14 protein-coding genes are annotated in these 21009 nt (G+C 54.2%); 8 read left to right on the top strand and 6 right to left on the bottom strand.

All coding sequences use genetic code 11. The annotated features are described in order from the left end of the window. The first annotated feature begins 67 nt into the window (after positions 1 to 67). A complete protein-coding gene (locus AC4G46_RS09795) occupies positions 68 to 604 on the top strand; it encodes a hypothetical protein (RefSeq protein ID WP_491127764.1) in 537 nt (178 codons plus the stop codon). 74 nt (positions 605 to 678) lie between these two features. Here AC4G46_RS09795 and AC4G46_RS09790 read toward each other — a convergent pair whose 3' ends face one another. Continuing rightward, positions 679 to 1056 (bottom strand): DUF423 domain-containing protein, encoded by a 378-nt coding sequence (locus AC4G46_RS09790; protein WP_491127763.1) that lies wholly within the window; start codon positions 1054 to 1056, stop codon positions 679 to 681. A 173-nt stretch (positions 1057 to 1229) separates the two neighbouring features. Here AC4G46_RS09790 and AC4G46_RS09785 point away from each other — a divergent pair, with 173 nt between their 5' ends. Then, the gene (locus AC4G46_RS09785; protein ID WP_491127762.1) at positions 1230 to 1691 is read left to right on the top strand and encodes a hypothetical protein; all 462 of its coding nucleotides are present in this window, start codon (positions 1230 to 1232) and stop codon (positions 1689 to 1691) included. A 94-nt stretch (positions 1692 to 1785) separates the two neighbouring features. On the opposite strand, the gene AC4G46_RS09780 is transcribed toward AC4G46_RS09785, so the two are convergent. Further along, positions 1786 to 2676: a DUF8580 domain-containing lipoprotein gene (locus AC4G46_RS09780; RefSeq protein ID WP_491127761.1), complete on the bottom strand. Its 891-nt coding sequence runs from the start codon at positions 2674 to 2676 to the stop codon at positions 1786 to 1788. A gap of 125 nt (positions 2677 to 2801) precedes the next feature. Next, on the bottom strand, positions 2802 to 4394 hold the full coding sequence (locus tag AC4G46_RS09775; protein ID WP_491127760.1) for an amidohydrolase: 1593 nt from the start codon (positions 4392 to 4394) through the stop codon (positions 2802 to 2804). Positions 4395 to 4558: 164 nt separating this feature from the next. Here AC4G46_RS09775 and AC4G46_RS09770 point away from each other — a divergent pair, with 164 nt between their 5' ends. From AC4G46_RS09770 to AC4G46_RS09745, 6 genes are all read left to right on the top strand, one after another. Further along, complete coding sequence (locus AC4G46_RS09770) at positions 4559 to 5203, top strand: methyltransferase domain-containing protein (RefSeq protein ID WP_491127759.1); 645 nt, start codon at positions 4559 to 4561, stop codon at positions 5201 to 5203. Positions 5204 to 5375: 172 nt separating this feature from the next. After that, positions 5376 to 12107 (top strand): DUF7507 domain-containing protein, encoded by a 6732-nt coding sequence (locus tag AC4G46_RS09765; RefSeq protein ID WP_491127758.1) that lies wholly within the window; start codon positions 5376 to 5378, stop codon positions 12105 to 12107. A gap of 26 nt (positions 12108 to 12133) precedes the next feature. Next, positions 12134 to 13789: a hypothetical protein gene (locus AC4G46_RS09760; protein WP_491127757.1), complete on the top strand. Its 1656-nt coding sequence runs from the start codon at positions 12134 to 12136 to the stop codon at positions 13787 to 13789. Positions 13790 to 13897: 108 nt separating this feature from the next. Next, the gene (gene yhbH / locus AC4G46_RS09755; protein ID WP_068720605.1) at positions 13898 to 15058 is read left to right on the top strand and encodes a sporulation protein YhbH; all 1161 of its coding nucleotides are present in this window, start codon (positions 13898 to 13900) and stop codon (positions 15056 to 15058) included. 149 nt (positions 15059 to 15207) lie between these two features. Continuing rightward, complete coding sequence (locus AC4G46_RS09750) at positions 15208 to 15537, top strand: PadR family transcriptional regulator (protein ID WP_491127756.1); 330 nt, start codon at positions 15208 to 15210, stop codon at positions 15535 to 15537. Beyond that, positions 15534 to 16115, top strand: coding sequence for a DUF2812 domain-containing protein (locus AC4G46_RS09745; RefSeq protein WP_491127755.1), 582 nt, complete (start codon positions 15534 to 15536; stop codon positions 16113 to 16115). Before AC4G46_RS09750 ends, AC4G46_RS09745 begins: the two co-directional genes overlap by 4 nt. A gap of 67 nt (positions 16116 to 16182) precedes the next feature. On the opposite strand, the gene AC4G46_RS09740 is transcribed toward AC4G46_RS09745, so the two are convergent. The 3 genes from AC4G46_RS09740 to AC4G46_RS09730 all read right to left on the bottom strand — a co-directional run bounded on the left by AC4G46_RS09740 (position 16183) and on the right by AC4G46_RS09730 (position 20970). Beyond that, positions 16183 to 17688: an alpha-glucosidase/alpha-galactosidase gene (locus AC4G46_RS09740; RefSeq protein WP_491127754.1), complete on the bottom strand. Its 1506-nt coding sequence runs from the start codon at positions 17686 to 17688 to the stop codon at positions 16183 to 16185. 108 nt (positions 17689 to 17796) lie between these two features. After that, positions 17797 to 18723 carry an AraC family transcriptional regulator gene (locus AC4G46_RS09735; RefSeq protein WP_491127753.1) on the bottom strand — a complete coding sequence of 309 codons (927 nt, stop codon included), beginning with the start codon at positions 18721 to 18723 and terminating at the stop codon, positions 17797 to 17799. A gap of 192 nt (positions 18724 to 18915) precedes the next feature. After that, positions 18916 to 20970 (bottom strand): methyl-accepting chemotaxis protein, encoded by a 2055-nt coding sequence (locus AC4G46_RS09730; protein WP_491127752.1) that lies wholly within the window; start codon positions 20968 to 20970, stop codon positions 18916 to 18918. Between the last annotated feature and the right edge of the window lie 39 nt (positions 20971 to 21009).

Raw genomic sequence — 21009 nt, 5'->3', positions numbered from 1 at the left:
TATTAGAATTTTAATGGTATAGTTTATTTGGCTTACGAATTGATTTGATGAAAAAGCTGGGGGATTTATGGACAAGAAACTGCAAAATACGGACGGTAATTATTTGTTTAACGTCGACATCCTGATTAACGCCCGTACCAACCCGCTTGCTCTGCAATATCTGCTTGAAATGCTGAACAACAGCGATAAGGTTACGGACTTTAAAATCATTTCGGGTCTTGAGATGGGAAGAAGCATCGATACGCTGCTCCGCTCAGCCAAAGCGGCTCTGAATCAGGAGTCACCACAGCCGGTACCGTTTAAATTGCCGCCGAAGCCGGTGAATGAGAAGCCAGTCATTGAGAAGCCGTTAATTGAAAAGACAGATAAGCCAAATGCTGCCAAATCCGCTTCCGAAGGGTCTGTAGACGCTTTTGCCAAAATCCGTCATTATATTAAAAGCAATCAGCTGGTCCGTCTGCGGACTAACCGGCCAGGTAACCAGGTCTCCATGCCCTGCCGGATTTTGAATTTTGATGAAGCGTCGTCTACCATCAGTGTCTATCATGTCGACGAAAAACAAGTGTATACCTTTAAAATTTATGAAATTGATGAATTTATGTAAGGGTATTCCTTACTGTAAAGAGCAAACAGGCACCTCCCGCGGCGCGGGCAGGTGCCTGTTTGCTTATGGTGACATCAGCTTTTGCGCGACAGGGCCTCCCAGGCCAGGCTGACCCATCCGGCGATGAAGCAGACACCGCCCAGCGGGGTAATGGCGCCCAGGATAGTGATTCCGGATATACTGAGCATATAAAGGCTGCCGGAGAACAGCACAGTTCCCGCTATAAGCAGCCAACCGGCCCAGCGCAGCCGGGCACTCTCCCCCCATTGGCCTATCAGTACCGCAATCACAAGCAGGCCAATCGCATGAACCATGTGATAATGAACGCCGGTCTCATAGACTGCCAGATCGTCGCTGCTAAGCACCGATTTCAGCATATGGGCTCCGAATGCGCCAATCATCACCGACAGCATGGCCAAGATTGCGCCCCAGGCCATAAATTTTCGCTGCATTGCAGTCACAACTCCTCTTCATTAAGCTCACCTTATCTTAACTTATTGGCACCTGTGAATTCCAGCCGGAGGCAACTTCCGGAATTTTCACCGTTAAACCTTGCTTTTACAGCTATGTTGTGAAAAAGTGGAAGGTATAGAGTCTTCATCCCCATTTACGAGGAGTGCTGAATATGGATCACCAATATCCGCCCAAAACCGATCTTCAGGGCAATCTGCCGGAGTCCTCTCCGGCCGCAGCTGGCATGCAGCCGGAAACAAACCCGGGATATGTCTATCAGGAGAACAAACGCGATTATAAGCATTCGGGACCCGGGATCGCTTCCTTCGTGATTGCCCTGGTTACAGTTGTCGGCTATGCCATTTCCTTTGTTTACGCCGGTATGCAGGCTACCTCTATCCTCAGCAGCAGCAATGATGTAATCAATGATTCTTCGCAGGCTATCATGCTGCTCGGACTGACGGTCCTTATTCTGGCTGCTGTCAATGTAGCCGGTGCAGTTGTTGGTATTATCGGTCTTACCCTCCGCAGGCGCAAGAAGGTATTTGCCATTATCGGTACCGTTATCAATGCTGTGATTCTGCTCCTGTTCATGCTGATGATCGCTACTGTGCTCGTAAATGCCGGTGCCTGATCCACAGGCCTTTTCCGGTATGCTACAGGTTTGGTGCTGTAAAAAGGCCGCTGCGGATTTATCCGCAGCGGCCTTTTTGGGCCATTCTCAGCTGTTAACGGTTAACCAGGGAATCCAGTGAAGCATATACATGCGGCCCGAACCCTTCCGAAGCTTCGCGCTGCGGGATATTCAGCCGGATGATATAGCCTTGGCCGTCAATCTCTTTGACAATGTACTGGCCGGTAAGCCCGGAGCCCATCGCTGTAAGATAGAGCCTTACGCCGGACATCCGGCGATCCTGCTCCTCCTGGCTCAGCTTCGTAACCTCTCCCACGGCCGAAAGTGCTTCACGGCCTTCCTCTTCCAGCATGTCAAGATTGAAATCGGAAGGCAGCTTGGTGATGTCAGCATAATACCCGGGATCCACCTTCATCGCCAGCCTGCCCGCTGCCGGGTCAAAGGTGAAGATATCAAAGACATACAGGGAATAGCCGTCTCCTTCGGCCAGACTAGCGGTCTTCTCCTCCTCCATACCTTCAAGGGTAAGCTTGATTACTTTGGTGGCGGGCAGCGCCGCTTCAGAGGAAGCTTCCCCGCCGGCAGCCTTCTCCAGTCTGGATAGCACCCGCTGAACGACCGCAGGATCGCCTTCCACCGGTTTTTCCACGTATTCAATAATGACGGTGTCATCCATTTCAAGCGCTGCAGGCGCATCTTCAGTACCTGCTCCCAGCTCAAATGCAGTTGGGCCTTCTTCTGTCTCTATCTCCACGGAATGATTGTCAATCTGGCCGATATAGGTGCCCGTACCCTGAATGGTCTGCTCAGGCTCCGCAGTAGGTGCCGGTGTAGGTGACGCTGCTGCGCTCTCCGTCTGGACCGGGGCAACGGTTGCCGAGGGTTCGCCGGGAGCTTCTGCCGGGCTCCGGCCGCCGCATGCCGTAATGGCCAGCATCAGGACAGCAACGGCTGCGGCTGCCGGTAATGAACGTTGTGATCTCATGTTGACGGCCTCCTTAGGTTTGCAGGTTTAGTAATGTCTACCCTTATTAACGTTTAACCCGCCGGCAGGGTTGCATAAACTTGTTCTGTTCCTGACCGTATACCCTGTTTCCGGTTGAAGCCTGCTTAACCGGCACTATAAGCCACAGCACCGTTGATTATGGTCATCCGCACTTTAGCCTCAAGAAGCTCCTCCGCATCCGTAAGGATATCACGGTCCGCAACTGTGAAATCTGCCCGGTAACCGGGCGCTATGCGCCCCCGTTCCAATGATTCCCCTGCTGCAGCGGCGCTGCCCTCCGTGAACAGCCGGAGCGCTTCCTGCGGACTAAGCTTCTCTTCAGGCAGATAGCCTTCATGATGCTCTCCGGGTCTGCAGCGGGTAACGGCAGCATGCATCCCGAGGAACGGGCTCAGCGGCTCGATCGGGGCATCGCTGCCTCCGGCGCAGGGAATGCCCGCTTCCAGGAGCTTCTTCCATGCGTAGAGATATCCGGTTCTGGCCGGGCCGACCCGGTCCAGCACCCATGGAAAATCGCTCGCCACAAACCGCGGCTGAATATCGGCAATCAGCCGCATGCCGCGCATCTGACTGACCAGACTGCTGTTCAGCACCTGGGCGTGAATGAAGCGGTCCGGAAGCGCCGCATCCGGCTGGAGCGGCACATGCCGCATTGCGGCCAGCGTCATCCGGGCCGCCGCATCGCCGATGGCATGCACCGCCACCGGATACCCCAGACTGCGGGCTGAGCTGACGATGTCATTCAGCGCCTCCTGGGTATGGATCGCGATGCCCGAGGTCTCAGGCGCATCGCTGTAGGGCTGCTCAAGCAGGGCTGTCCGCCCGCCGATCGCCCCGTCGGCGAACAGCTTGACCGCGCCAAGCCGCAGCCACTCCTCTCCGCTGCCTGCGGCCAGCCCCAGCTGCTCCACCTCCTGCAGATAGGCATAATAGAGCAGCTGATGGGTACGGAACAGCAGCCCTTCCTCCCGCAGCTCACGGTGAATGCGCAGCATCGTCTCCACGCTGCCCAGGAAACGCAGGTCCTCCGTGTGGACCGCGGTCAGCCCGAGCGAGAGCGCATCCGTGATGCCGCGTCGCACCGCCTGCTTCAGGGCGGCATAATCCGGCGCCGGCTGCACCGCATTGAACGGCTGGACGGCATCCTCGTAGATCCAGCCGTTCAGCCCGCCCCCGCTGTCGCGGCCGTAAGCGCCGGAGGCACAGTCAGGCGTGGAAGGCGTGACGCCTGCCCGCCGGAACGCCTCGCTGTTGCCCAGAAAAGCGTGGAAGCAGGTCCGGGTCAGGAACACCGGATGCTCCCGGGTCACGTCGTCCAGCTCCGATATATGCGGAGCGGCTGCAGGATTGAATTCATTCTCGTTCCAGTTGAGGCCGAGAATCCATTCCCCGGGCGGCGTGACTGCCGCCCGTTCCTTAATGGCCTGCAGCATCTCCTCCTTGGAGGTCATGCCCGTGAAATCCAGCATGTCCAGCTTCATCCCGTGCATGCCCAGATGCACATGGGCATCTACAAGTCCGGGCAGGACATGCCCGCCGTCCCAGTCGATAACTGCCGCCAGGCGCCCGGAGAGCTGCAGGAAGAGCTCACTCCCTTTTCCGACAGCCCTGATGAAGCCGTCCTCCACGAGTACAGCATCATAGCCGGGATAGCCGGCTGCGGCCAGGTTTCCATTTTTGAACAAGGTTAACGTCATTTATAGCGGCTCCTTTATTATTGGAATCTTTTGCTTATTAATAGGAAGAAAAGCTCTGTAGTCCGCTTTCTTTCCCGCATCATAGGCATCTACCGGAAGCAGGAGCCTGCGGAAATAATACTATAGTGAAGAGCCTTATTTATCCCCCCGAAGGAGTGGTTTCCTTGAAAATCGATATCGGCTGCGGTTCTGCCAAAGAATCCGGTTATCTGGGAATCGACCGGACCTCGTACCCCGGAGTGGATATGGTATGTGATATAAATCAAGAGCTTCCGTTGCCGGACAACACTGCAGAATTCGTCATGGCCAGCCGCGTACTGCCGTACGTGGACGATCTGATGTCGGTTATGGCGGAGATTTACCGGATCAGCTGCCATAAAGCGGTTGTCTGCATCCTGGCTCCTTATGCGCATAGTTATCCGCACAGCTCCAACCCTTTTTTCAAGCAGAAGTTCGATGAGTATACCCCCCGCTATTTCACAGGCAGCTTTTATCAGCCGTCTGCAGGCCCGCTTTCGCCGCCGGTTCCCGATTATCCTGCTCCCGCACCTTCGTTTGATTACCGGCTGCTCCGGATGGAGCTGTTCTATCAGTATCCTTTTGACCAGTCGCTGTATGAAGCGGAGGAGCTTGATGTCCTTAAAACACTGCAAGCAAACGTCGTTCATGAAATCATGTACCATTTCGTTGTGGTCAAAAAGGACATTACCTTTGCCGAGCTGGAAGCGATGAGCCGTACGCCTTATCCGGAGCCGCGTGTTCTCCTGGAACGCAGAAGGTTAGCCGGACTTAGAGAGAAACCAATGTAAAAAAGCCGCCGCCCGGAATGGAAGCCCTCCTGAGTTTCACTAAAAATTTTGCTATGGACAAACAAGTAACCTCATTCCCCCTCATAGGCTAATATATCACAAGAAAGATGGCACATCGTCTCTGCAGGTGACGGTCTGCTTTTTTTTCGTTGCAGATTATAAGCAGTATTCAATGAAGGAGGTGAAAAAGATTCCTTTAGTCGTTCGGTCTACGATCAATGCAACCGGTGCTATTACTTTTACAGGCAATACACTCGGATTGAGCCGTTCGGATACATCGGGCGTACCGGGCACACAGGACAGTATAGGCGCCTTCACTACAATCAATACGGCCTCTACCTTCGGCACTTATCCTGCCGGGACTACCAGCCTGTATCAAAATAACAGCTCTTCCGCCATTCTGACGATTCCCGCCGGAAGCACGGTGCTGTATGCAGAACTGATCTGGGGCGGCTCCTATATTAACGGGTCCGTCAATCTTAGCGCGGCCATCAATAATCCGGTTTCGCTGACAACGCCGGCCGGCAACACAGTCAGTGTCTCTCCGGATTCAGCCACCAGCAACACGGTTGATCTGGGCGGCGGCGCTTCTGCCTACGTGCGTTCAAATAATGTAACCAGCGTCATTCAGGCCGGCGGAGCCGGAACCTATACCGTAGCCGGGGTAGTCGGCACCATAGTGATCTCCGGTGATTCTACAGCCAACCATGCCGGTTGGACCCTTGGCGTCATCTACCAGAACCCGGCGCTGCCTTTCCGCAATATGTCGCTGCGTGCCGGTGCTGTACTAGTCCAATCGACTTCAGCACCTGTGGTCACCACCATTACAGGCTTTGCTACCCCTGTAACCGGTGCGCTCGGCGGACGCATTTTGTTCAGTGCACAGGAAGGCGATGCCAACCGTTCCGGAGATCAGGCACTGTTTGGCCCTACCTCCAATACCCAGGTTGCACTGTCCGGTCCCAATAACTTTGCTAACAACTTTTTTGCCTCACAGATTAACAATGATGCCGGAGCGCTAAATACCACCGGCACATTCGGCAACCGCAACCAGACCAACGGCAGTCCCGGCAGCAACATTGTCGGCGGGCGACAGGGCTGGGATATTACGAATGTTGATGTGTCAGCCAGGCTGATTAATAACCAGTCTTCTGCTCTGCTTACACTGACGACTTCCGGTGATGCCTATGTAGTAAACGGAAATGCCCTGCAGATTGATATCAACGCCCCCAAGATCAGCCTTACCAAAAGCGCCAACGTAACCGGGACCATTGTCGGCGATACTGTAACATACACCGTAACCGTCAGCAATACCGGTACGGCAAGCGCCGCCAGTGTTGTGCTGTCGGATACTTTGCCGGCCGGTCTGACCTTTGTCGCCGGAAGTGTTGTTGTCGCCGGGGTCTCGAGGCCTACCTACGATGTAACAGCAGGCATTCCCTTAGGTTCACTCGCTCTCGGCACCTCTGTGACCGTTACATATCAGGCAAGGGTCACTTCACTGCCTAGCCCGCAGTTTGTTCCAAATACCGCCAATGCGGCCTTTACGTTTCAAAGCGTTGCCGGCGGCCCTGTTGTGTCCGGCGTCATCCCGTCCAATACCAACACTCTGCCGGTATACTCTCCCGTACTGGGACTTGTCAAAAGCGCCAACACCGCTAATGCAACCGTTGGCGACCAGATTACCTACACAATACAGATCTCCAATACAGGAAATATCGGGGCAACCACCACCCTGACTGACAACATCCCTGCAGGCAGCACCTATGTTCCGGGCAGCTTCACCGTTAACGGCACACCTGTAGCCGGAAACCCTGCTACCGGCATTCCCATCGGCACCATTGCTGCCGGAGCAAGCTCAACTGTGCAGTTCCGGATTGTGGTTAACAGCCTGCCATCACCGCCCCAGCTCGTTGATCAGGCAACGGCTGCATACAGCTTCCAGGTACCTGACGGCCGTACCGTTCCCGGCAACGCCGCTTCAAATACGCTGACCATACCTGTAACCCTGCCAAATGTATCAGTAGTCAAGAGCGCCAGCCTTCCTGATGTTGCCGTAGGGGATACTCTGCTCTACACCTCAGTCATCAGTAATAACGGCATTGCTGCCGTCACCAGTGTTGTTCTGTCCGATCCGATTCCCGCCGGCAGCACCTTTGTTCCGGGCAGTGTTGTTGTCGCCGGTTCAGCCCGGCCCACAGCGGATCCGGCATCAGGGATCAGCATCGGATCTATCCCCCCCGGCACCAGCGTCACTGTCACGTTTCAGGTTACTGTCACTTCAATCCCTGCAGGCTCCCAGCTTTCGAACCGCTCATCGGCCTCTTACAGCTCAGGGGCATTCACCGCCATTACACAGTCCAATATTACAACAACCCCGGTCTTCCAGCCTGTCATCGGGATCGTCAAAAGCGCCAGCCCGTCCAGCGCAACCGTCGGCGGGAATGTCCTGTACACGCTGCAGGTGCAAAATTCAGGCAATATTGCTGCTATCGTCACCCTGAGCGATAACATTCCGGCAGGCTCGGCTTTTGTACCGGGCAGTGTCATTGTGAACAACGTCGTCCGTCCGTCGGATTCCCCGCTCACCGGTATTCCGCTCGGATCAGTAGCACCGGGAGCAGTTGTAACGGTGACCTTTCTGACGTCAGTACAGTCGCTGCCTTCACCGGCGGTGCTAACCGATCAGGGCAGCAGCAGTTATACCTACCAGCTGCCCAGCGGCCGTTCACTGGCCGGCACAAGTGTATCCAATACGGTTAGCATTCCGGTATCCGCACCTAACATTAATCTGCTGAAAAACGCCAGCCTGAATGCCATTGCCGTCGGAGAATATATCACCTATACCGTGTCAGTCGCAAATCCCAGCGGCGTGGCGGTTAACAATGTGGTCCTCTCCGATCCGATTCCGGCCGGAGGCGCTTTTGTGGCCGGTAGTACCACCATAAACGGTACTGCGGCTGCTTCAGCCAATCCCGGCGCCGGCATCAATCTGGGAACGATCGCTGCGGGTGCAACTGTAATCGTCACCTTCCAGGTAAACGCTACCTCCGTTCCGACTTCCGGGCAGCTAAGCAACCGGGCCAGCGCCTCCTTTAACGCCGGCTCATTCAGCGGAACTGCGTTGTCCAACACTGTCAATACACCGGTCTTTATACCGGCAATCAGCCTTGTCAAAAGCGCCAATGCCGTTCAAGCCTCGGTAGGCAGCACCCTGTCTTTCTCCATTCTGGCCAGTAACACAGGCAATATCGCTGCTACCCTGAACCTGACAGACAGCCTTCCGCCCCAGGTGACCTTTGAGCCTAACAGCGTCATCGTCGGCGGCACACCGCTGCCCGGCTATAATCTGGTAAGCGGCGTGCCGGTCGGTCCGCTCGCGCCCGGCGACAGCGTTACGGTGAGCTTTCTGGTCACCGTCACAGCCCTGCCGCCGAACCAGCAGCTGCCAAACTCTGCTGCCGCCTCGTATACCTTCACCCTGCCGGACGGCCGGCAGCTTGGGGGGAATAGCGTTTCGAACACACTGTCCGTCCCTGTCTCTGCACCAAATATCAATGTCGTTAAAAGCGTAAATGCCATCGACGCCGTTACAGGTGATATCCTGACGTTCACCTCCGTGCTGACGAACACCGGTATTGCCGCTGTCAATAACATCATTCTCAGTGATCCCCTGCCTGAGAATGCAGCCTTCATCCCCGGAACCGTAATTGTGGGCGGCGTCTCCCAGCCGCTATCAGTTCCGTCCACCGGCATTCCAATCGGCAGTCTGGCCCCAGGGGCATCAGTTGCCGTAACATTCGAGGTGAGGATTACAATGCCGATTCCTTCACAGATTAATAACCAGTCAACCGTCAGCTTTACCTCCGGGGTCTTTTCCGGTTCATCCAGCTCAAACGTGACGACTACGCCGGTCATACAGCCGCAGATCTCACTTGTAAAAAGTCCCGACGAACTTAATGAAACCGTGGGCGATACAGTAATCTATACCATAGTCGTCAGCAATACAGGTAATCTTGCGGCAAATGTAACCCTGACCGACAATATCCCGGCAGGGACTACCTTTGACCCGAACAGCGTCATAGTCGGCGGCTTTCCGCAGCCCGGGTCCGCCCCGGATACCGGGATTGCCGTCGGTAACGTCAATCCCGGTTCCAGTGTTACTGTCAGTTTCATTGTTATCATAACCTCACTGCCCTCCCCGCAGCAGCTTGTCAATCAGGCTCAGGCAACATATACCTTTACTCCACCTGACGGACGCTTGTTAACGGGTACGGCTTTATCCAATATTGTAACAATAGCGGTCTCTGCACCAAATCTTACAGTAGCTAAGAGTACTACTTCGACCGCAGCGGCAATTGGAGATAGCATCCCCTATTCAATAATAATAACTAATGCGGGAATCGACCCTGTTAATAGTGTGGTGCTAAGTGACCCTACACCAACCGGTACTGTATTCTTGCCTGGCAGTGTCTCGGTTAACGGGGTTCCGTTCCCAAACGCAAATCCTGCAAGCGGGGTTTCCATCGGTTCTCTGTCTGTAGGAGCATCGGCTACAGTTACCTACAGTGTATCCGTTACTTCCGTGCCATCAAGTGCTTCAATTAATAATCAGGCCACTGTCACTTATACCTCCGGGGTTTCTTTTTCAGGCTCTACCTGGTCCAATCCGGTGGCCGTACCCGTCTTTCAGCCGAATATCGCTGTCGTCAAGGGTGCCAGTACCACCAATGCTACAGTCGGCGATACGGTGACCTACTCCCTGACTGTTAGCAACACCGGCAACTATCCTGCTGTTCTGACCGTGACCGATAATATCCCTGCGGGCACAACCTTTGTTCCAAACAGCGTGCTGGTGAACGGCCTGCCGCTGCCGCAAGCGGATCCTGCCACAGGCATCGCCGCCGGAACCATTCCTGCTGCCGGAAGCGTACAGGTGCAGTTCTCGGTTGTTATCACCTCACTGCCGTCGCCTCAGCTGCTTGTCAATCAGGGAACAGCGTCCTACACCTTTACCCTGCCGGACGGGCGGACGCTCAGCGGGTCTGCTCTGTCGAATACATTTACCATTCCGGTATCCAATCCGAATCTTGGCGTGGTCAAGAGCACAACTACTACTGCTACCACCGTCGGCGATTCCATTACTTATACAGTGGTGCTGACCAATAACGGCATCGCTGCGGTCAACAATGTCGTCTTTACCGACGCGCTTCCGGCAGGCACAACCTTTGCAGCCGGCAGTGTGCTGGTGGACGGGGTACCGCGTCCGGCTGCCTCACCGGCTACCGGGGTTACCATCGGCAGCATCGCTCCAGGGGCTTCAGTCACGGTCGCCTTTACGGTCAACGTTACCTCGCTTCCGGCGGGGGGAGTGCTTAACAACCAGTCCTCCGTCAGCTTCACTTCCGGAGCACTCGCCAATGTCGCCTTCTCCAATATCGTCACTACACCGGTCTATCAGCCGATCGTCGCTGCCGTCAAATCATCCAATGTCACCAATGCAACGGTCGGCGACACCATCACCTATACGGTTACCGTCAATAATTCAGGGAATTACCCGGCAACAGGCACTCTGACGGATACCATCCCTGCCGGCACTGTACTTGTAGCCAATAGTGTACTGATCAATGGTCTTCCGGTTCCCGGCAGTGACCCTGCTACAGGCGTCCCTCTCGGAACCATTGCTGCCGGGGCAACGCTGACCGTCACTTTCTCTGTGCTGATCGACACGCTGCCGCCGAGCCAGCAGCTCAGCAACCAGGCTATCATTTCTCTGGCATTCACGCTGCCTGACGGCCGTACCTTTAACCGGACTGCCTCATCAAACATTAATCTGATTTCGGTATCTTCACCCAACGTTGCGGTTGCCAAAAGCACCAGCGTTATCGATGCCGTCATCGGCGACACCGTCCCTTATACGGTCGTCGTCACCAATAACGGAATTGCGCCGATCAACAACGTTGTGCTCAGTGATCCGATACCGGCAGGTGCTTCCTTTGTTACCGGTAGCGTAGTTGTAGACGGCACTCCGGTACCGGGGGCAAGTCCGGCCAATGGTATTGCCATCGGCACCATTGCACCGGGAGCATCAGCCACCGTTACCTTCAACATTCTGGTAAATGCCCTGCCTGCCAGTACGGTACTGAACAACCAGGCTTCGGTAAGCTTCACCTCCGGTGCCTTCTCCGGTGCTTCCTATTCCAACAATCTGATTACGCCGGTATACCAGCCGTTCATCAATGTCATTAAGAGTGCAGATACAGCTAATGCTACTGTAGGCGATACAGTCACTTACTTCCTGAATGTGAACAACACAGGCAATCTGCCGGCTAATGTCACTATAACAGACGCTATTCCGCCGGGTGCTGTATTCGTCGCTAACAGCGTTCTGATCAATGGCGTGCCGCAGCCGGGGGCAGATCCTGCAACAGGCATTGCCATAGGTACGGTAGCAGCCGGAGCGACTGTTACAGTAACGATTACTCTGCAGGTAACCGTAGCCTCCCTGCCGTCACCGCAGCAGCTCGTCAACCAGGCAGCTTCCAGCTTCACCTTCACTCCGCCGGACGGACGCCTGCTCTCCGGTTCCTCACTCTCCAATGTGCTCGTCATTCCGGTCTCATCTCCGGACGTTACAGCCGTTAAGAGCACTCCGGCGATTGATGCGGTAGTCGGCGACCTTATCAACTACACCATTGTGGTTACCAACAACGGCATTGTCGCTGTTAACAATGTCGTACTGGTTGACCCGATCCCTGCCGGCAGCCAGTTTGTAATAGGCAGTGTAACCGTTGATGGTGTTCAGCGGCCAAATGCCAACCCTGCAGCCGGTATCGTAATCGGCACCATTGCAGCAGGAGCCTCATCGACAGTAACCTTCCAGGTACAGGTAATTGAGGTATGACACCCGGCCCGAATCTGCAGCCCGTCGTGACGAATCAATCCATGGTGCTGTTCAGCTCAGCGTCAGGAAATGACGGAATCACCTTCTCCAACACCGTCAATACACAGGTTGTAGGTCCTGTTCTCTCTCTGGTCAAAAGTGCAGACAAAACCAGTGTTTCCCTTGGGGAAACACTGGTTTATACCATCACGGCGGGCAACAGCGGCAATCTTCCTGCGCTGGTTACCATTGTGGATACCCTTCCCGCAGGGGTATCGTTTATTGCCAACAGCGTAATAAGAGATGGTGTGCCGCTGCCCGGCGTATCTCCGGAGGCTGGCATCCCGCTTGATGCGGTTGCCCCGCACAGCCAGGTTACAGTTGCTTTCCAGGTTGTCGTCGTTTCGCTTCCGCCTTCTCTTGAGCTGCAGAATGCCGCAACCGGCAACTATTCCTTTGTCACTCCGGGCGGCAGAATGGTGCAGGGGGAGCTCAGCTCGAACATCGTTACGGTACCTTTGCTGTCTTATCAGCTCTCTATCCTGCTTACTGTAAACACCCCGACCTCCTTCATCGGGGATGTGATCACCTACACGCTGCTGCTGAGAAACGAGGGTGTACGGCCGCTAACCGCTGTTTCTGCAGTCATCCCTGTGCCGGAGGGCGCCGTGTTTATCCCCGGAAGTGTAATCGCCGGGGGAGTCTATTCACCAGAAGCGGACCCTGCTGCCGGAATTCCGCTAGGAACCCTGAGCGCCAGTGCCGCGGCGGAAATCTCCTTCCGGGTACGGGTCAGCTCAGTCCCGCCGGAATCCGTACTTGTAACTAACGCGACACTCTCCTACATTGTCGATGAGGATGCCGAACAGGTGGAAAGTAACACCGTAGCCATTACAATTGTGCAGGCAGGTATCCATGTGAGCCTGAAGGTAGACCGCCATAATGCCACTCCAGGCGACAATCTCCGGTATGAATTTACGGTCCGTAACAGCGGCAATCTGGCAGTGGAAGCTGTACTGACCGATACCATCCCCGCCGGCACCCTGTTTATCTGGGACAGTATACAGGTAAACGGAGTGCCCCGTCCGGGTGTGCGGCCGGGGGATGGCGTTCTGCTAGGCACGGTAAGACCGGGAGCAGCCGTTCATGTTGCTTTTCTCGTGTCTGTACCCGCTGCTACTGATATTCTTGAATTGCCCGCTGTACAGAACCAGGGAAATACTGTGTATACCTACACTCTTCCGGACGGACGGAGCGTCAGGCAGAACGCCAGGTCCAATACGGTCATCACATTGCTCTATGCTCCGATCATTACCATTCAAATGAGCGGAGAGCCGCCGGTTGTCGAGCACGGGAGCATTGCCGAATTCAAAATCCATGTTACGAACAGCGGCAATTACCCTGCGGATGTAACCGTAATCCGGATTGTCCCGCAAGGCACGGTCATTGATCCTGATATAGTTACGACCAGCTTAGTCGCTGCACCGGTTACACCGTATAGCGGCGCTGTACCTCTCGGGATCCTTGAGCCGGGACAGAGCGTTCACCTGACCTACAGTGTGAGGATCAACATCGACTACATGGGTAACACCCTTCAGGGTAATTCAGCGGCTCTCTATGTCTATACCATTGAAGACCGCCGCTATTCAGGTGAAGCAAGATCCAACACTTACCGTCTGAGTATTGAAGAAATCAGTGAATAAAGACAGTTCACATATCCCCCATCCCCATGAATATACTTTAGTTACAACCCTTTAAGCGGACTAAGGCTTGTGCATCGACTGATTTATATTTCATGGGAGGTGGTCATCCTGCCGCAATCACCGGAGCCGTATGCGTTTGTTGTCTCGAAAGAAGACTGGTCCCTTCACCGTAAAGGCCATCAGGATCAGGAACGTCACCAACAGAAGGTCAGGGAAGCCATCAAGGATAATCTGCCGGACCTGGTTACCGAAGAGAACATTATCATGTCTGACGGCAAGCAGATTGTAAAGGTGCCTATCCGCAGTCTGGATGAATACCGGATTATCTATAATTTCCGCAAGCAAAAGCATGTCGGCCAGGGGGACGGAGACAGCCAGGTGGGCGATGTGCTCGGCCGTGACTCCCAGTCCTCCCAGCCGGGCAAAGGCGACAAGGCCGGGGACCAGCCGGGCCAGGACACCATTGAAGCAGAGGTCAATCTGGAGGATCTGGAGGACATTCTGTTTCAGGATCTGGAGCTTCCGCATCTGGCCCCCAAGGACAAGGAAGAAATTGAGGTCAAGTCAATTGTATTCAACGATATCCGCAAGAAGGGCATGATGTCGAACATCGACAAGAAGCGTACCCTGCTGGAGAATCTGCGGCGCAATGCCAGCAGCGGCCGGCCGGGCATCCACAGCATCAGCCCCGATGACCTGCGCTATAAAACGTGGGATGATGTCACGGTCCCTCACTCCAATGCGGTTATTATTGCAATGATGGATACTTCAGGCAGTATGGGCACCTTCGAAAAATATTGCGCCCGCAGCTTCTTCTTCTGGATGACCCGCTTCCTGCGCCGCCAGTACGAGAAGGTGGATATTGTCTTCCTGGCCCATCACACTGAAGCCAAGGAAGTCAGTGAGCATGATTTCTTCACCCGGGGCGAGAGCGGGGGTACAATCTGTTCATCGGCCTACCAGAAGGCGATCGAAATTATCGACAGCCGTTACCCGCCGGCCAAATATAATATTTATCCCTTTCACTTCTCTGACGGGGATAATCTGACCTCCGATAACGAACGCTGCGTCAAGTTGATCGGCGAGCTGCTGAAGCGCAGCAACATGTTCGGCTACGGCGAAGTGAACCAGTATAACCGCAGCAGCACGCTGATGTCCGCCTACCGCCATCTGAAGCAGGAGCAGTTCATGCATTATGTCATCAAGGATAAGAAAGAAGTGTACCAGGCGCTCAAGACCTTTTTTGGCAAAAGAAGCCCTGTAAAGTAACCTTAGGCATACCTGAAACCTCCTCCCTCTGCGGATGAGGTTTTTTTGCGTATTAATGCCTGTTGACATCTATATCGGCAGACGATATAGTTGTTATATCGGTTGACGATATAACGTTTGACGGTATATCAGGAAAGAGGTGATCCGGAGTGCCGGACAATAAAGATTACGGAGCCTTAACGGAAGGGGTATATTATATTCTTTTATCCTTGCTCACCCCGATGCACGGCTATGGCATTATGCAGAATGTGAAGCTGCTGAGCAATGAGCGGGTTGAGCTGGGCGCAGGCACATTATACGGGGCGCTGAGCACACTGGTGGAGCGGGGCTGGATCGAGCTGCTGCAGGGTGTACAGGATTCCCGCAAGAAGGAGTACAGAATTACGGAGGACGGCCGGATTGCAGTCCGGACTGAAATGGCCAGACTTGACGAGCTGCTGGCGAACGGCAAAAAGCTTATAGGAGGTGACCCGGAATGAGTCTCGTAAAACACAGATTTTTCAGTGATTTTGAAAAGGAAGAGGAATGGCTGAATGAGATGGCTGCCAAAGGGCTAGCACTTAGTGAATATTCCTGGGCAAGGTACACCTTTGAGGAAAGCGGCAAGGGGGAATATATCTACCGTATTGAGCTGCTGAAGGAAGATCCGAAAGGACCGGAGGCTGCCGAATATCTGCAGTTTATGAAAGAGACCGGGGCAGAGCTGGTGCCTACGGGCAAATGGTTATGGGGCATGCTTAATTACAGCAACCTGCGCTGGGTGATCTTCAGAAGAAAGGCATCTGAGGGTGCATTCAGCATCTATTCCGATCTTGATTCCAAGATCCGGCACTATAAAAGAATCAACCGCCTGTGGATGTCCCTGGCGATGATGGAGCTGATTATTGGCCTGCTCAACATCTCCCTGATGTTTGTGAACAACCCCACTGCCCTCAACAGGATTAATCTGGTCATGGGGCTGCTCCTTATCGTGCTAAGCCTGTTTTTCATTTCAATCAGCAGACCTATCCGCAAAAAGATAACGAAGCTGCAAAATGACCAGCTGATCCGGGAGTAAGGCTTCAATTCTCTTATATAAAAAAGGCCGAAAGCAGACATTCCCTGCTACCGGCCTTCTATTTGGTTTAGTGCACCTTCTCGCGGTCCTTGCCCTTGTCGGATTCACCGGCATTTTTATTGGCGGCATCGCGGTCCTGCTGCATTTCTTCTACGGTTTTCACTTTCAGGCGTGCTGCCCCTTCGTTATCTGAACGGGTAGGAATCAGGTTGCCTGAAGCCAGGCGTTCCTTCGCCGCGGCAATCGCCGTCTTGTACTGCGGCAGCCACTGCTCCCCGGCAACTAACATCTCATCGACCATCTGCCAGATTTCCTTCGGATTGCAGACTGCCCCGACCAGCGGGTCCATCATGAACGCCTGGCGCAGCAGCTGATCGTCCCCGTGCACCGCCGCTTCAACCGCCAGACGCTGTACCGATATGCTGACATTGCAGACCGCAGCCGGACCGAGCGGCAATTCACCGACCAGCGGCATCGAGATGCCGTTATGATCCGCATATCCCGGAGCTTCGATAATAGCATCTGCAGGCAGGTTGGCAATTACGCCATTGTTCACTACATTGAAGTGGCCCCGGTAGACCCGGCCTGTCTCAAGCCCTTCAATAATATAGGAGCCGTGCTCCTCCCCGCGGTTCTCCGCCGTATACTCCAGCGCAGGGTCCTTCATCCAGTTCGGAAAATCCGTCTCGAACCAGTTGCGTCCCTCGGTGCACACCCGCAGGTAACCTCCTGTTTCGCCGTTAATCCAGCTGCCGAGATCAATCCAGTCCATGATTTCGCCGCTGCGTTTGCGGTACCATGGCACATATTCACTCAGATGGCCGTTGGATTCCGTGCTGTAGTAGCCGAACCGGCGCAGCATATCAATCCGCACCTTCTCTGTCCGGCTGAATTCCGGATGACGCTCGAACGCTTCCAGCAGGCCTGCCGTCAGATCCTTGCCCTTATGCTTGGCCGAGATATACCAGGTCTGATGGTTAATCCCGGCACAGATGATGTCCACTTCGGATTTCTCCAGCCCGTATACTTCAGCGATCTGGTGATGTCCATGCTGTACACCATGGCATAAGCCGATCGTCCGGACACCGCCGTATTTGTTACAGGCCCAGGTCAGCATGGCCATCGGGTTGGAGTAATTGAGCAGCAGCACATCCGGCGAAGCCACTTCACGGATATCACGGCAGATCTCCAGCATTTCAGCAATTCCGCGCTGCCCGTACATGATCCCGCCGGCACACAGCGTATCACCCACACATTGATCCACCCCGTACTTCAGCGGAATATCCACATCGGTGGCAAACGCCTCAAGCCCGCCCATACGGATTGTACAAAATACGTACTTGGCATCCTTCAGCGCCTCTTTGCGGTCAGTGGTGGGCTTGATCGTGATCGACAGGCCGTTCTCTGTGATATCCCGCTGGCACAGCTCGGTCACCATCTGCAGATTGTGGACGTTAATATCCATAAAGGATACTTCAATATTGCGGAATTCCGCTACAGTAAGCAGGTCGCGCAGCAGTCCGCGGGTAAATCCGATACTGCCTGCCCCGATAAAGGTCACTTTAAAAGACATCGATATCATCCTCCGTTAAAGGTTATTCTACCTGTCCATTGTAGCAAGGAGACTAACGGAAGCGTAACCAATATCATGACCAGTTTACTGTTAGACTGTCAACAATTCTCACCTTTTGTCTGTAAAAGAGCTGATTTCACTCCATGAATAACGCTCGATGGAGTTACGGAATTCGACCGGAGTGACACCGGCATACTTTTTGAACAGCAGATGAAAATACTGTCTGCTGCTGATTCCGACATAATCGGCAATCTCCGCCACCGGGATCTCACTCTGTCCGAGCAGCATTTTAGCCTTCTCCATCCGCAGCAGGTTGAGATAATCGGTCAGTGTCTTGCCTGTCTGCGCCTTGAAAATGCGGTGCAGATACCCGGGATGTACATTGACAGCCGCTGCAACCTCCTTGACCTGAATACTGCGGTCATAATTCTGGTGCAGGAATTCGATGGCCCGCCGCACATAGAGCTGGGAGGGCTGCTGACTGGCTATCAGCCGTTCGCGGTGCAGCCTGGAGAGCCGGAGCAGCAGCTCCGCGAACAGCAGCTGAACGAGGCTGCCTCCCTCCTTGCCATACTGGTCCAGTTCCAGCACCAGCGCCTTCAGTACATGAAAGACTTCCTCCGGATCAGACAGCACGAGGCTGATGAACGGTTTTTGCAAAAAATCAGCCAGTTCTCCTTCCTCCCGGGCCAGCCTGCTGAGTGACGGTGCCACTCCCTTGTGCTCAGCAAAGCCAAACTCGACATTCAGCATCCGGCAGGCGCTGCCCGGTTCAACGATCAGCCGGTGCGGAACATTGGCGTCGAGCATAATCAGCTCACTTCGTTTCAATCTGAACCGCTCCTCTTGACCTGAAGCACTCTGGACATCCACCGCGCAGCTTCCGGAAATGACATACATTATTTCAGTTGAGTTATGCTGATGGAACGGCATTGTATATTGATCCCACTGCTTATAATAATAAGCAAAAAAATGCGGGCTGTACTCCTTCTCCAGCAGAGAGTGCTGAAACAGGCTCCCGCTTAGCTCATTCATGCTGTTCACTCCCTTCCATCTTGCAGCCGGTGCTTGCCGGTATACCGCTAAACTAAGCTGTACTTTGTACAATACAATAACCCTTGGCCAGCAAACAAGCCTCTGTCCCCGTAACAGTAACGGTGACAAAGGCTTGTTGTATCAGCTGCAAGGTTTATCTGCAGCGGTGCAGCGGATCTCGGCTCTATATAGTCAGCCTTCAAAAGAAACCAGTGACTGCTTCAGATTCTCCGCCAGCTCCTCCAGCTTCGCCGAGAGCGCAACCAGCTCTTCGCTGACAATGAATTGCTGCGATGACATCGAAGCTACCTCCTGAGTGGATGCGCTGGTCTGCTGCACAACCGAAGTTACGCTGGCCATCGATTCACCGAATTGGCGCTGGAATCTGCCCAGCTCGGCGACGGAGGCAGAGGATTGGCCGATCAGCTCCAGGAAAGCTTCCATTTCCGTCCGGACACTCTCAAATATAATAGAAGATTCCCGAACGGATGTAATCTGCTCCCGGAACAGCGGCCCGGCTTCGCTTACGACCTTTACTGTATTTTCAATATGGCGGCTGATCTCCTCTGTTATTCTGGAGACGGACTGGATGGATTGATTGGACTGGTTCGCCAGGCCCCTGATCTCATCGGCAATAACAATAAACCCTTTACCTGCCGCCCCTGCACGGACCGCTTCAATTGAAGCGTTCAGCGCCAGTATATTCGTCTGCTTGTTGACGGCTATCATCGGGCTCAGGATACTGCGGATCAAATGGGTGCTCTCCTGCAGCATAGCAGAGTTCTCCTGAATCAGATTCATCATCTGGACTGTGGATTCGCTCTGCTCGACCAGCGTCCGCATCAGCCCGGCTCCCTGGTCACTGACCGTCAATACCCGCTCTGCCGTACTGTCCATAATGGAATTGATTCCGGCCACCTCCTGCATCTTGGCGCCCATCAGCTCCACATTCCGGTTGCTGGCCTCAGCTTCAGCAGCCAGGCTGGCTGCCCCCTGCGCAATTTCCCCGGTTGCTTCTGCAACCTCTTTTGCATGATTGGAGGTTGCGCCGGATGCTCTCACCAGCTGCTCCGAGGTTGCCAGCACTTCAGCCGCCGATCTGCTGCTCTGGCCGGCCAGAAGGGAGATCTGTTCCATCATCTTATTGAAGCTGTGGCCCAGACGTCCAATTTCATCCTGACCTTTGAAATTCGTCCGGACCTGCAGATTGCCCCGCTCGCCTTCTTCCATCAGCCTGGCCAGCTTGCCCAACGGGCGTCCGATCAGACGCACCAGAACATAACCGATCAGCAGCGCAATGAGAGCTGCTGCAAGCACTACAGCCAAGGTAATATAGAGCAGCTTATCAGCGGATTTGGTAAAATCACTGACCGGGGCGTATCCGAGAAGGGTCCATCCACCTGTAGCAAGGGGCTGGTAGACTACCAGCTGGGACTCGCCTTGTTCATCCTTGGCTGTAAAAGACTGTTCCTGCCCGTCCTGTGGTTCTGTGGCGGCTTGTATGTATGAGGCCTGTCCAAGCAGCGCATTGTCCGCTCCATATACAATGCTGCTCTGCGGGTCCAGAATACGGATTTCTCCGGTCTGACCGATGTGGAGATTAGACAGCACATCCGTCAAGGCGCTTCCTTTAATCTCTATGAGCATATAATATTCGGCAGCCGGATTTTGAATATTGCGCAGCAGCCGGCCCATGGTCATGGATGACTCGCTGTACATCCCGAAGAACCCTTTATCCATTACCGGGAACCAGACCGGCCGGCCCTTACCTTCGTCGATCTTTTTAATTCTAGACTGAATCTCCTCACCGCCCCGGACAGCACTGACTCCGGCCGATTTGTATGACTGCGCATCCACCAGGCTTCTGGATACAAGCCGTATGGCGATCAGCCGGTCGTCTGACCCTTTTACCGAATCAAGCTTGCGGCGGATGCGGTCCTCGGCTGCTACCTTGGCTACCGTTCCGGCCGCCGGATCATTTACCAGCTCCATATCCGCCTTCAGTGCAGAATCAACTGCAAACTGTCTTGATAACGCTTCATATTCTGCAAACAAAAAATCCAGCTTGTCCGCTGCCTGAACGATCGATTGAGAGGAGGCTGCTGCTACTTCATCCGTAATAATGCCTTTGGCTGCATAGTAAGAGGTGATTCCAAGCACGGTGGACAGCAGGACAATGGTACTGAAGAGAATAACAAACAATTTGACGCCTACCGATTTAAATTGAACGTTTCGCGGCCGTTTCATCAGGCTCTCTCTCCTCATGACAGAAATAAACAGGGTACC

It is taken from the genome of Paenibacillus sp. fava2 (genome assembly GCF_058313675.1).
The sequence above is the reverse complement of the archived record's forward strand: the minus strand, read 5'-3'. Positions and strand labels throughout refer to the sequence as shown.